A 12,908-nucleotide genomic window follows, 5' to 3' on the forward strand; every position below is an offset into this window, starting at 1 on the left:
TTCCCGCGGTGCTCCACGAGGGCGGTGTGTAAACGCCGTTTACACGCGGAGCCTGGCGACACGCAGCTGTGGATGTGCCAGAAACCGCACGGCGCCACTATGGTGACGCCATGACCTCTCAGAACTCCGGAGGCGAGCGGGAAAAGGTTGCGTCGAAGCTTCCTGCCGCACTCCGCCAGGAACTCAAGACCCGGGCCGCGCAGCTCGGCATCGACATGCAGGACGCCGTCGCCCAGGCCGTCGAGCAGTGGCTGGCCAGGCCGGCGGACAGCAACCCGACCGTCGACACGTCCGGGGCCGAGAGCTGGAACACCTGGCTCCCCGTCGGCCTGTACGACACGTTCAAGAACGACTGCGCCGGCCGGGACATCTCGTTCGTGCAGGGCCTCACACAGGCGGTCCGCGTGTGGGTCGACTCCCACAACGTCTCCCTCACCGAGCTGACAATCCCCCGGTACACGCGACGGATCATCGTCTGCAACCAGAAGGGCGGCGTCGGCAAGACCACCATCGCAGCCGGGACCGGCCAGGCCATAGCGCTGGGCCTGCCCGCCAGCACGGGCGCGTCGAAGCTGCCCGCACTTCCGGGGCTGCGCACGCTGCTCGTCGACTACGACCCGCAGGGCCACCTCACGTCCCAACTCGGCGTCAAGCAGATCCCGCCGGGCGAGGAAAGCCTGGTGACGCACATGGTCGACCGTGACCGCGTCGCCGGATCGCTGATCGACCACGTGGTGGAGATCGAGCCGGAGCACTTCGAAGGCCGACTCAGCCTGCTGCCCTCGAGCTTCGACGCGTTCCTGCTCGACTCCCGGCTCGGCTCCGTCCGGGGCCCCCGCGAGACCAGCCTTCAGCGCGCCCTCGCACCGCTCGAAGAGCACTTCGACGTCATCGTGATCGACGCGCCCCCAAACCTCGGGCTCGCGATGGACGCCGGCCTCTACTACGGGCACCGCCGCAAGAACGAAGCACCAGGCACCTCCGGTGTCCTCATCCCGGTGGAAGCGGAAGACTCCTCCGCGGACGCCTACGCCATGCTCGACAGCCAGATCCGCACCGTCAGCCTCGACTACGAGGTCGACATCGACCGGCTCGGACTCGTCGTCAACAAGTTCGACAAGCGCAAGGGCTACGTCGCCACACACTCCCTGGAGAACTGGCAGTCCCTGGGAACACCACCCGTCGTCTCCATCGTCCCCGACCTCAAGGAGCAGCGGGAGGCGGTCCACGTCAAGCAGCCGCTGCTCATGTACGCACCCACATCCATCCAGGCGCAGCGCATGCGCGAGATCCGCCGGAGGCTCGCGTGAGCATCGCCAAGAAGCTGCAGCGCGGCGGAGGATCCTTCGGAGCACTGGCTCAGGGGGCGGGTCGCGAGGACGAGGTACGGGCGCGAAGCGAGGCACTCGACGCGACAGGCCGAGTGCGGCGCGCGTCGTCGGCACCGGTGTCCTCGATCGTCTTCAACCCGCTCAACCCCCGGAAGACCGTCGACAGCGAAGCGATCGACGAACTCGCCGAAAGCCTTGCCCGCCGACAGATCGTTCCCATCACTGTCGTCAGCCGCGGCGCGTTCCTGGACGCGCACCCCGAGCAGGCGGACGCGATCGGGGAAGCGGACTTCGTCGCACTCGACGGCAATCGGCGCCTCCGGGCGGCGCAGAACGCCGGGCTCGCGACCCTGCGGGTCGACCTCAACGACGACCTTGTCTCGCGAGCCTCCGACATGGTCGAGGCTGCCCTGGTAGCCAATGCCCACCGTGAGGACGTCTCGCCGTTCGAAGAGGCCCAGGCGATCCAGCAACTCCTCGACACGGTCTACGAAGGCAACCAGGCAGCGGTAGCACGCGCCCTCGGCAAGTCGCGTCCGTGGGTGGGCCAGCGTCTGGCCCTGCTGCACCTCTCCCCCGAACTGCAGGAGCAGACCGGAGCGGGGGAGCTGGCTATCGAGGACGCCCGCAGGATCGGTGCCGAGGCCCGAGCGGGGAAGATCAGCCCGGCAGAACAGCTCGAGCGAGCCTCGGCCGCACGGAAGGCGGAATCGGAGAGGCAGGCGGCGAAGGCCGCGCGGGCAACGAAGCATGCAAGTGCTCCAGGAGGGGGCGGCGCCTCAGCACCTGCCCACCGAGGCGGCGACAGCGGCGCCGGTGTAAACGGCGTTTACACCGAGGAAGTGACTCAGCAGTCGGAGAACGGCTCGCCAGACCAGCCTTCAGGTGTAAACGGCGTTTACGCCGGGGCTGTGACTCAGCCGTCGAAGGATGGCCCGCAAGACCAGCCCGGCCTGCCGGCAGACCGAGGCGGCAGCAGCGAGTCGCCGACGGGAAGCAGCACGTCGGCATCAGTCTGCGTGGACTCCGAGGTGCCGGAGCAGCGAACAGCCTCCGCCAGCATGACTAGCGAGGCCGGGCTCGGACTCCCCGACTGGCGGGACCTCGACGGCGTCGCCGGGTGGATCTGCAGGTTCCTGCAGCCGGACGAGGCGCGCGCCGTGGCCCAGGCGGTGCTGAGCAAGGTCGAGAAGTTTGAAAGCACGAGTGAGACGACGGCCAGCTGACCGTCCCGCTTGAACGGAGGCCCGGCGCACGCCTGACGGCGGCTACCGGGCCTCCTCCGTACCTGGGAACGCTCACGGGCGAACCCCGCTTCCGGCCAGCGATTTCGCAGGGTTGCCGGGGGCTCTCGCCGGTTCTGATCCCCTGGCGCTCTCGGTCCGCCGCCCTTGACAGCTCGGCCTCGTAGCATTGGCAATTGCTGTCGGGATTTGGGGGCGGGATGGACGGCGGTTACAAGGTCGAGGTGAAGGCCCTGGTCGAGGGGTCCTGGCAGATGCACCAGATCTCCCAGGATCTACTCAGTACCGTGACGCTGCTGGCCCAGGAGCTGTCCACGGCGGGCGGCATGATCGGTGCCGACGAGGCCGGGGAGGTTTTCGCGAAGGTCTACAAGCCCGCGGCGAAGACGACCCTCGACCAGATGGCCAACACCTGCCACTTCGTCGGCAAGTGCGCGGAGACCCTCCTCGTCAACGCGAACAACTACCTCGCCGCCGAGGACGCGGTGGCGAAGCAGATCCTGGAGGCGAGCCAGGACACCAGCGCGAGCCTGTCCCAGCCCTGGACGAGTCCCGGACAGTGCGCCCCCGACCCGCGGGGGATCGGGGCGAGCCTGCCCGAGGCCGTCGGCACGACGAGCGGCGTCGACAAGTGGGTGTGGGGCGACCTGTACCGCGGGGACGCCGACAAGCTGCGCAAGACCGCCTCGGCCTGGCGCTCCGCACACCGGCTGACCGTCCAGGTCCTGTCCGACGCGCAGGACGCGTGGCGGACGGTCGGCGGGGTCCACGACGGCGAGACCGCCAAAGCGATCGCCTCGTTCTTCGGCGCCTTCGTCGGCAAGCAGCCGAACCCGCAGACACCGAGCGACGCCAACACGCTGCTGGCCAACGTGCCCTCGGCGTGCCGCCAGCTTGCCGACGCCTGCGACAACTACGCCAAGTACATCGAGGACTGCTCCAGCGTCTTCAACGGATGGTTCGACGCGCCCTGGGACAACCCGATCTTCGGCGGCAACGGCGACGACGGAGGCCTGAAGAAGAAGGTCGTCGCGGACACCCGGATCCTCTCCCTCGGCGACACCGTGCACGTCCTGGACAACACCCAGAAGCGGATCACGGTCCCCCAGGGCCAGCCCACGCCGTCAACGCCGTCCGGACCGGGGTTCCCGTGGGGTGTGCCCTTCCCGGCACCGATCCCCCTGCCCGGCCCGCTGCCACTGGTCCCCGCCGCCTACTACCCAGTGGACCCCAACAGTCCCGCCAAGCCACCGATGGGACCGCCCGTTCCTCCCCACCCCGGCTTCCCGCCCCTGACCCCCACCGAGCTGGCCAGCTTCCAGCAGTGGAAGTCAGGGCTCGTCAAGGGCCACTTCTCCGGCGGAAACATCGAGGAGATGCTCTACCAGCTGAACACCGCCGGCTACCCCGAGTACCAGCTCCCCATCTCCCCGCTCAAGCCAGGCATGGAGCCATGGGTCATGGCCGACGGACTCCGCGACAGCGACGGCATGATCGTGGAAGCCAAGTACGTCAGGAACCCCAAGACCTGCTACCGCACCCTCGACGAGCTGGAGAAGTCACAGCAGAAACTGAAAGGCGCAAAGCCGCCGTTCCTGTTCAGCGACGACGAGCAAGAACTCTACAAGTACGCCAAGGCCATCGCCGACCCGCAGAACAAGAACCAGATCCGCGGCGTCGAGATCGACACCAGCGACCCCGACACCGTCTCCTACTGGCGCACCGTGCTCGCCCTGCGCGGGGTCAAGGGAATACGCCCGCTATGTCCCCGAGAACGGCTCGACACCCGGCTCACCGGTCTCCTGAAGGAGAAGGCCCCCCTTTGGACCGCGACACACTCCTGCGCCTCTGCCCCCAGCCGGAACCCACCACCACCTTCGTCCTCACCCCTGTATCAGGCACCAGTTGGGACATGACTGCCGACTCCTTCCTCCACGCACTGCGCCGCCGCCAGGGGGAGGAGATGGAGATCTACACCCACGCCGACGGCGGACCAAGCGACGAACACGGCTGGTGGTTCGGCTTCACCCTCGACGACCAGGCACACGACGGGGCCGGCTCCGGCTGCCGCGGCGACAACGAAGGCGTATCGATCTTCAACACCACCGCCACCGTCGCAGCCCACTTCGCCGCATGGGTCCTCCAGGCACTCGTACCGCCCGGTGGGGGAGCGGACTTCAACACCCGCGCCGCCATGGAAGCCGGACTGCCCGACGAAGTACTCACCCACCACGCTGCCGCCGAACTCGAAACCGTCTTCCGGGAGCACCTCGCCGACCTGTAGCGACGGCCCCGGCACGACCGGCACCCACCCGCACACCCGGACGCCGCGTCTGCGCCACGTTGATCCGGTACCGCTGACCGGGGATCACCGGGACGTGTCGCGGCAGCTGGTGCGCCGACGGGTGGTGTCGGTGGCGGGTCGTAGGGTCCGTTCGTGAACGTTGATGATCTTGAGTGGCAGCGGACCCACAACGGCCGCGTGCTCACGCAGCTGGTGGACTCGCTCGTCGAACACGGCTGCCTGGACCTCCTGGTGGACACGGCCCGCGAGCGCGGGGACTGGGCCTGCGCGCAGGCCGCGGTGCGCGGGCTGTCCGCACTGGGGGAGTGGGAGCGGGCCTGGGCGCTGATCGCCCCGTTCGCGGCCACCGGCTGGCGGCCTGCGGTGCGGGCCGGAGCCGATGTCCTGCTGGGGCTGGGCCGCACCTCGCAGGCACTGGACCTGGTGCGCCCGCACGGCCGGGACGAGGACGGGTACGACGCGTGGCGGGACTACGCCGAGGTGCTGGTCGGAGCCGGGCGGGTCGATGAGGCGGTGGACGTGCTCGCCGCGCGGCTGTGGGACATGCGGATGCTGTGGGCCCTGGTGGAGGTGACCGAAGGGCGCGGGTACGACGAGCGGGTGCTGGAGTTGCTGGAGCCGATCGCCGAGGAGGTCCGGCGGGACCCGGAACAGCCCCGGGCCCGCGCCCTGTGGGCCGCACCGTCCGCGCAGTCCCGCGTACTGGAGCGGTCGGGCCGCGCGGACGAGGCACTCCGCCTGCGGGCCGAGGACGTCGCCGCGGACCGGGGCTGGCCGAGCGACACCGTGGATGACTACGCGAAGCTGCTCGCCCGGCACGGCCGGCTCGAGGAACTGCGCGAACTCGCCACGGGCCCGGCCCGGTACAACGCAGTCCGCCCCTACGTCGCCGCCCTGGAGGCCGCAGGCCGGTTCGACGAGGCGGAGGACTACCTGCGCGGCCTCATCGCCGACACCCCCTACCCGGGCAACTACGAGAGCAGGCTCATGGAGCTGCTCATGCGCCAGGGCCGCACCGAGGACGCCCTCCAGGTGGTGGAGCACACCTTCGACGACCTCTACGACGGGAACCTCCTGCAGGCGGCCATGATCCTTCTCGCCGAACAGGGCCGCCACGACCGGGCCCTGGAGATCGCCGCACAGCGCAGCCCCGAATACCTCGCGGAGAACGAGAAGTTCTGGATCCGGGACAACCGGTGGTGGCTGATGGGGGAGTCGGGGCGCTGCCGCGAGGCCATCGCCGAGGTGGAGGCCCTGCCCGAGGACGAGGTCGACGACCGCGAGCTCACCATCGCGTGGCTGCTCGCCCAGGACGGCCGGCTCGACGACGCCATCGCCCGCCTGCGCCCGCTGCCGGGAATCCGGGCGGCCACCGACCTGGCCGGTCTGCTGGTGCGGCAGGGCAAGTACGCCGAGGCCCTCTCCGTGATCCCCGACGTGGCCGCCCGGCGGGAGGAGGAGCGCAGGTTCTGGACGGACAGGGTGCAGAAGACCGAACCCGCTGGGGGGCTGTGAGGGCACGCCACTGCTCTGATGGCCAGGGTCGCGGCCCCGGGCCCCGGCCTCCTTCCCACAATGCCGCCGGGCCGGCCACCACGTGCGTTCCTGTGGTTCTCGGGTGCCGCGGCGGGGTGCGCCCCGGGGCCAGGGGGTGGGGGGTGAACAGGCGGCCCTGGTCGAGGACGGCGTCCGGGGCCGACGGGGTGCCGGGGGTGGTTCGGGCCTCGACTGCGGACAGGAGGTTGAGTTCGGCGCGGGTCGGCTGGTCGGCGGGCACGAGTCCCAGTGTGCGGTGGGAGTACGCGCGCGGCGAGCGGCCGCCCGCCGGACGGGGAGAGGTGGGTGCGTGGCACCGTTGACCGCCCTCCGGCGTCGGCCCGTCCCGTCGCCCGGTCAGGTTGCTGGATCGCCCTCTCAGGGGGCGGTGTTGCCGTGGACTGTGGTGCGGCCGGGGTAGTGGGCGTCGATGTAGGTACGGGCGGCGGCGAGGTCGCCGACGACGCCGACGGTGGTGCGGCCGTCGGGTGCGAGGCCGGTGCGGAAGACCTGGAAGCCGGGCTGCCGGAGGCCTTGGAGTTCGCCTTCGAGCTCGTAGTCGTGGCCGCGCCGGTAGACGAGGTCGGAGCTGACGTGGCCGCGTACGACCTCGGTCTGGCCGGGGAAGCGCCGGTCGAGGGCGTGGCGGGCGTCGTCGAGGTTGCCGATGACCTCGACGGTCTGCACGCGGTCGCCGGGGTGGGCGCCGACGGTGTCCACGTGCCAGGTGGCCGGGCCGATACCGGACTGGTAGATGGCCTGCTGGAGGTCGCCCAGTGCCTGACCACTGGGCCCGTCCGGCTGAGCTGCGGCCGCGCTGCAGGCGACGGCGAGGACGGAGAGGGTGGCCACGAGCCGGCCGGTGAGCGCGACGTCCACGGGCGTGCCTTTCTTGCGTGCCGTCAGGCGATGGAGAGGCCGAAGCGGTCGACGATCGGCGAGATCGGTGTGTAGAGCAGGGTGTCGTAGCAGGTGGTTCTGGCCGCCACGGGGGTGCAGACGGCCTTCTGGCCGCCGCCGGCGACGATGATTCCCCGGGCCTGCATGTCCTCGCCGCCGTTGATGCTGGCGAAGACCGGCCCGCCGCTGTCTCCCTGGGCGACCGCGATGGTGCTGCCGTCGGTGCGCTCGGCGACGTCCATGTCCTTGTGCCAGGTGCCCTCGATGTTGGCGGCGTACTCGGTCTGGGTGATCTTCAGGCCGCAGTGCACCCCGGACATGGCCCCGCTGTCGCACACCAGGCCGCCGACGCTGTTGTGCCCGGCGCCGAAGACCCGCTTGGAATAGCCGGCCCCGTTGTCCCAAGCCCCGTCGTAGAAACGGCCGCTCGGCGTGCCGTGCACGTTGATCACGGTGACGTCCAGCCCCGTGTCCGCGTCCGCCGCCGACCCGATCTCGGTACCGGTGCCGGTCTTGAAGACGCCGGAGGTGCCGCAGTGCGCGGCGGTGAGCAGCACCGCGGTCTTGTCGCGCCAGGCCCCGAAGCCGGAGCTGCAGAAGGCGCTGCCAGGTGTGATGAGTTCGGCGCCAGCGCTCCACGGGTTGGCGTCGCTGTGGCGGGTCGCCGCGGCCGCCGGGGCGGCCGCGGGTGAGGCGTGGACCGGGACGCCGGCGAGCTCGGCGGCGCGCGCGGCGACCTGCCCGCTGTCGGGAGTGCGGCGCGGGCCGGCGGTGTCGAGGGTGTAGGTGACGGTCAGCCCGGTGCCGTCCGGGGCGGGCCCGGCCGCGTTCCACACCGCGCCGTCCTCACCGCGTTGCGCGGCGGCGATGAGCCGGTCCCGCGCCTCGCGGAGGCGGCCCAGGGCGTAGGGCGCCTGCCGGACCGTTGCGGCGATGCCGACAGGGGTGCGCTCCAGCACGTCGGTGACGCGCTGGGGTACGTCGCCGTTCCAGAACAGCGTCAGGCTGCCGCGCTGCGGGTCGATGGTGTGCCCCGCGTAGCCGGCGACGCTTGCCCGCAGGTGCTCGGGAACCCCGGTGACGGCGTCCGCGAGGCGTTCAAGCGCCTCTTGGCGCTGCAGCACGTCCCGGCCCTTGGCCGCCGCCGACGACGCGGTACCCGGCTCGGCGGCGGCGGGGTTGACGGCGGCCAGGACGGTGAGCACCGCTGCGGCGGCAGCCCTCCTGAACAACTTTCTGCCTCCTCGTCATCCGGCCCGGGCATGAGCGTCGCGCCCGTTCTGCCGCGGGGGAGACCCAGTACCCCATGCTTGGGAGCCGGACCGCCAGTGAACCGCCAGGTACTCACCCGGACGAGCGAGCAGGTGCAGGGAGAACTGCCTCTCCCTCGTCAGCGAGTCCGCGTCGGCGCACTTTCGCCGTGCGCATGGCGAAAATGGGCTTGCAGAATGACCCCTTCCAGCGCCTTTCGGCGGACCGCCGGTATGAATGCCCGCCAGGGGCGCGCGAAGGCCCCTGGAGGGCCCTTCCGGGGATTTAGATCATGGTCGAACGGTGCTTGAGTGAGCTACGGCTGGCAATTCGTCAGGACGAGCTCCACCAGGAGATGCTGCAGGCGGCGACGCCTCCGGCAGCCTCGGGCCGTCGCGGCGGCCTGAGGTGCGCCCGAGCTGGGGACGCCGGGGGAGTGGCCGGCGGGGGAGCCAGGCGGGGCCGGGTCCTCGGGCCCCGGCATCCTTCCCACAATGCCGCCGGGCCGGCCACCACGTGCGTTCCTGTGGGCCCACGGTCACCTGTTGGGGTCTGAGCCCACCGATGGGCGGTGAACGCACATCCGCTCCGCGCGCCGAGGGACGGCGGACCGAGTGGAGCAGCGGGTTCGGGCATAGGGGAGGGAGCTCCGGCAGATGGCTGCTACCGGCGCGGTCAGGCCGTGTCTGGAAGCGGATCGCTATCTGAGTCGTCGCTTCCACCAGGGCTCGAAGGCCGGCGCGAATGGATCCGGGAGTGTCCGCGCCAGGAAGCTGTCATCCAGGGGTGAGATCGCTGTGAGGAACTCGCGACGCGCCTTCCGTCGCATGGATGCGGCTGCCCCCTCCAGGAGCGTTCGGGCGTGTCTGTCTCTCCAGCCCGTGGTTCCGTGTCCACGGTTGGATCCATGGTCCGGCCACTCTTGGAGTGCAAGGGCCCATGCCCGGAAGGCGTGGGCAACAGACCCGGAGGGCAGCCGGTGTCGCGCCTCGAACTGCGCGATCTGTCGGTTTGTCGCGGCGGACAAGCCAGTGATGACTTGTCTGGTGCCGGCTGCTCCGCGCGGGGACTGTTCGGCCCTGATCTCGCCTGGTGGACGGCGAGGCATGAAGACTTCCAGATGGTCGGAAGACAAGTGTTCCGACGATAGACCGTTGTCTCCGACTGCCTCCAACCTCCAGAAGCCGAGCCGCTCCAGGGCGCGTGCCGCCACGCTGCACCCGCGCGCCCTTGACGGCCTGTCAGTAGAGCGGAACTGTGGTGGGGCGCAAGGATCCGCAACCGGCTTGGCACAAGGAGCGGTCGTGGCACTACGGTTCAGGGGCATCGATCCGGACACGCCCAACGGCGGGTCTCCGACCGTGTGGTTGGAGGACGAGAAGGCGGAGATCGTCATCCAGGGCTGGCTGCCCGACATGGAGATGTACCGCGTGATCAGCGAGACCGAGTGGGTGGAGGGCCACGCCACTGGTGTGCCGGATCACGAGGGCGTCGTGCGGATCCCGGTCCGGATGATCCCGTTTCTGCGAAAGGTGTGCGATGAAGCCGAGCGTGCCGGACTTTGGCGCCCTGCTGAGGAGCGCTGAGCGCTCCGCCTGCCACCTGGAGATGCGCGACTCCTACATGGACGACCCCGTTTTCGCCGACTGGCGCGCTGGCCTGCCGGTCGACCGTCCCGAGGCGTACGACCTGCCCGAGGAGTACACCTCCTGGGCCGCCCTGGTGAAGGAGACCGTCGCCCGCCGGGTGGTGATGCGCCGCGCCCGGATCGTCTCCGAGCCGGTCACCGCCTACATCCGGTGGGAGCACGCGATCACCGAGCGGCACAACGTCGCACTCGGCGAACAGGTCCGCTGGCTGCCCCGCTCGAAAGCCTCCGACCTCGCGCTGCCGGGCAACGACCTGTGGCTGGTCGACGAGCGCCTGGTCCTGTTCCACTGGTTCACCGGCGACGGAGAGTGGGCCGGCCACGAGAGCACCGAGGACCCCGCCGTCGTGAAAACGGTGTCCGCCGCCTTCGAGGCGGTCTGGGAACGCGCCGTCCCGCACGAGCAGTACACCGTCTGACCCACCACCCACCACGAGAACCCGCCGGGCAGCCAGCACCATGTCGTCGTCCCCCTCGTCCAGCGTCATCGAGGCCCGCAAGGCACTCGCCAACCGGCTGGTGGCCTTGCGCAAGGACGCAGGCCTGACCGGCGACGAGCTGTCAGCCCGCTGCGGGTGGCACCCGGCGAAGACCTCCCGGATCCAGAGCGGCAAGTCCGCCCCCTCAGAGGACGACCTGCGCACCTGGTGTACCGCCTGCGGCACCCCCGACCAGGCCGCAGACCTGATCGCCGCCGCCCGCGCCGTCGACTCCATGTACACCGACTGGCGCCGCATGGAACGCACCGGACTACGCGCAGCCCAGGAATCCGTCGCCGCCCTCTACCGCCGCACCCACCACTTCCGCGTCTACGCCAGCCGCGTCCTGCCCGGCATGCTCCAGACCCCCGAATACACCACCGCCGTCCTGCGCTCGATCCAGCGCACCCGCGTCGAGATCGACGACGTCACCGACGCCGTCGAAGCCCGCCTGGAGCGCCAGCGGATGCTGTTCTCCGGCCGGCACCGCTTCGGCCTGCTAATCGAGGAGTGGGTGCTGCGCGCCGCGGTGTGCGACCCCGAGACGATGGCGGCTCAGCTCGGCCACCTGCTCGCCGTCTCCTCCAGCCCGTTCGTCAGCGTCGGCGTCATCCCCACCGGCCCCTGCCGCCCGCACCTGCCGGTCGAGGACTTCTACATGTTCGACGAGGCTGAAGTGGCCGTCGAGCTGACCTCCGGCTACCTCCGGATCACCCAGCCACGCGAGATCGCCGACTACGTCCGCACCTTCACCGACCTCGCCTCCATGGCCGTCCACGGAACCGGAGCACGTCAGCTGATCACCGCGGCCATAGCCACCCTCGGGTGACTTCGCGCAAGACGGCGCAACCTCGTTGAGAGCACAGCCGCGCACTCCCTACCGTCGGATCCGTCGCCCGCCGTGACGGACCGGACACCCGGCCCCGGCAGGCGAGTGGGGCCGCTGCGCCCACCCGCCCCCCGTCGGGTGGGCGCAGCCGTCATCGCCGACGAGAGAGCGGAGAAACCCCCTGTGGCCGCGCACCCCATAACCCGCCCACCGGCAGCCGCTGAAGCCCGGCAGCGCCGAAGCCGGCGGAAACGGGGCACCCGGTGACCACGACGGTCGAGGTCCCGGCGCGGTCCCCGGCCGCCCGCCGTGCCAGGGCGCTGCTGCCCTACGAACCGCAGTCCGCCGCCGCGGCCCGCCGCCTGCTGCACACCACCCTTCGGGAGTGGGAACTCGACGACCTGGTCGAGGCTGGCGAGCTGATCGTCAGCGAGCTGGTCGGCAACGCCGCGAAGACCGGCTGCCGGCTGAGGATGGCCGTCACCGTCGAGCGCATCACCGCCCGGTGGGTGCGGGTCGGCGTCCGCGATGGCTCCCGCGTCCTGCCCTGCCTGATCGACGCGGGCCCAGACGCTGAGACCGGCCGTGGCATGGCCCTGGTCCACCACCTCACCGGCGGCCACTGGGGCGCCACCCTGGAGCCCTACGGCAAGACCGTCCACGCCGACCTCCGAACCCGTTCCACCGCAGCCAGCTGACTTCCCGTTGTCCCGCCAGCCGCCGCTCGTTGGACCCGTCGAGCGCCCCGACCAGGGCGCGCGGCTGCGCCTGCTCCGCACCGCCCGGCACGCCGGGAACCAGCAGCGCCTGGAGGAGCTGACTGGGCAAATGCAGGCCTGCGCGCAGGACCGGCGCCGCCTGGTGGACGCGGCGCCCGGGGGAGACGCACGCTGACCCGGACCGCTGAACCCGGTTCGGTACACGGTGCGCAGCAGTGGTGGTTCGGTTGAGGCCCCCACTTCTACTCCTTGCGGCCCTGGGTGCGGAAGAACGCCGCGGTCAGGGCCGCTACCCCGCCGCCGAGCATTCCGGCGGCGGGGACGGCGGCGTCGTGGTCGACGAAGTATTTGGCGATCCACAGGTACCCGGCCAGGCCGGCGGCGCCCGTGATCGTGCCAGCTGCCCGGAATACGACGTTGATCAGGTCCATTTTTCGGCGGTGGGCCTGGTCAAGACACCACTGTCGGTGTGTCTCCTCCTGTCGGTCGAAGTCCCGCTTGAGCTCTCGCAGCGCGAACCTGCCTGAGGGGGTCTGCTCGAGGCCTGCCAGTTTCCTTGCTTCGTCGGCGATTGAGGTTCCCCCGAGGTGCGGAAGGTTGCCGGATATGACCTGATAGGTCGTGAGAAGGGAGCCTCCACCATGGCTGCACCGATGAAGTACCCGC

General features: G+C 70.5%; 12 protein-coding genes. 9 read left to right on the forward strand and 3 right to left on the reverse strand.

What is annotated here, in order from left to right; translation table 11 throughout:
* Positions 1-110 precede the first annotated feature (110 nt).
* From ABTZ03_RS31050 to ABTZ03_RS31070, 5 genes are all read left to right on the forward strand, one after another.
* Positions 111-1,310: a ParA family protein gene (locus ABTZ03_RS31050; RefSeq protein WP_350516447.1), complete on the forward strand. Its 1,200-nt coding sequence runs from the start codon at positions 111-113 to the stop codon at positions 1,308-1,310.
* On the forward strand, positions 1,307-2,557 hold the full coding sequence (locus ABTZ03_RS31055) for a ParB/RepB/Spo0J family partition protein (protein ID WP_350516448.1): 1,251 nt from the start codon (positions 1,307-1,309) through the stop codon (positions 2,555-2,557). Before ABTZ03_RS31050 ends, ABTZ03_RS31055 begins: the two co-directional genes overlap by 4 nt.
* 194 nt (positions 2,558-2,751) lie before the next feature.
* Positions 2,752-4,491 carry a restriction endonuclease fold toxin-2 domain-containing protein gene (locus tag ABTZ03_RS31060; protein ID WP_350516449.1) on the forward strand — a complete coding sequence of 580 codons (1,740 nt, stop codon included), beginning with the start codon at positions 2,752-2,754 and terminating at the stop codon, positions 4,489-4,491.
* Positions 4,488-4,859 (forward strand): hypothetical protein, encoded by a 372-nt coding sequence (locus ABTZ03_RS31065; RefSeq protein WP_350516450.1) that lies wholly within the window; start codon positions 4,488-4,490, stop codon positions 4,857-4,859. Before ABTZ03_RS31060 ends, ABTZ03_RS31065 begins: the two co-directional genes overlap by 4 nt.
* Before the next feature lie 153 nt (positions 4,860-5,012).
* Positions 5,013-6,395, forward strand: a complete 1,383-nt coding sequence (locus ABTZ03_RS31070) for a tetratricopeptide repeat protein (RefSeq protein ID WP_350516451.1) — start codon at positions 5,013-5,015, stop codon at positions 6,393-6,395.
* Positions 6,396-6,794: 399 nt separating this feature from the next.
* Here ABTZ03_RS31070 and ABTZ03_RS31075 read toward each other — a convergent pair whose 3' ends face one another.
* Positions 6,795-7,295: a hypothetical protein gene (locus ABTZ03_RS31075; RefSeq protein ID WP_350516452.1), complete on the reverse strand. Its 501-nt coding sequence runs from the start codon at positions 7,293-7,295 to the stop codon at positions 6,795-6,797.
* Positions 7,296-7,318: 23 nt separating this feature from the next.
* Positions 7,319-8,548, reverse strand: coding sequence for a chymotrypsin family serine protease (locus ABTZ03_RS31080; RefSeq protein WP_350516453.1), 1,230 nt, complete (start codon positions 8,546-8,548; stop codon positions 7,319-7,321).
* A gap of 1,323 nt (positions 8,549-9,871) precedes the next feature.
* Between ABTZ03_RS31080 and ABTZ03_RS31085 the strand changes: the two genes are divergently transcribed.
* From ABTZ03_RS31085 to ABTZ03_RS31100, 4 genes are all read left to right on the forward strand, one after another.
* A complete protein-coding gene (locus ABTZ03_RS31085; protein ID WP_030246346.1) occupies positions 9,872-10,153 on the forward strand; it encodes a hypothetical protein in 282 nt (93 codons plus the stop codon).
* Positions 10,107-10,634 (forward strand): DUF6879 family protein, encoded by a 528-nt coding sequence (locus ABTZ03_RS31090; protein ID WP_350516454.1) that lies wholly within the window; start codon positions 10,107-10,109, stop codon positions 10,632-10,634. The genes ABTZ03_RS31085 and ABTZ03_RS31090 overlap by 47 nt, the downstream gene beginning before the upstream one ends.
* Before the next feature lie 40 nt (positions 10,635-10,674).
* Complete coding sequence (locus ABTZ03_RS31095; RefSeq protein WP_350516455.1) at positions 10,675-11,523, forward strand: helix-turn-helix domain-containing protein; 849 nt, start codon at positions 10,675-10,677, stop codon at positions 11,521-11,523.
* A 263-nt stretch (positions 11,524-11,786) separates the two neighbouring features.
* Entirely contained in the window at positions 11,787-12,221 is a 435-nt protein-coding gene (locus ABTZ03_RS31100) for an ATP-binding protein (RefSeq protein ID WP_350516456.1), read from the forward strand.
* 263 nt (positions 12,222-12,484) lie between these two features.
* On the opposite strand, the gene ABTZ03_RS31105 is transcribed toward ABTZ03_RS31100, so the two are convergent.
* Positions 12,485-12,908, reverse strand: a 424-nt coding sequence (locus ABTZ03_RS31105) for a hypothetical protein (RefSeq protein WP_350516457.1), incomplete at its 5' end; no start/stop codon positions are given.

Source organism: Kitasatospora sp. NPDC096077 (genome assembly GCF_040303245.1).
In the GTDB taxonomy this organism is placed as follows: Bacteria; Actinomycetota; Actinomycetes; order Streptomycetales; family Streptomycetaceae; genus Kitasatospora.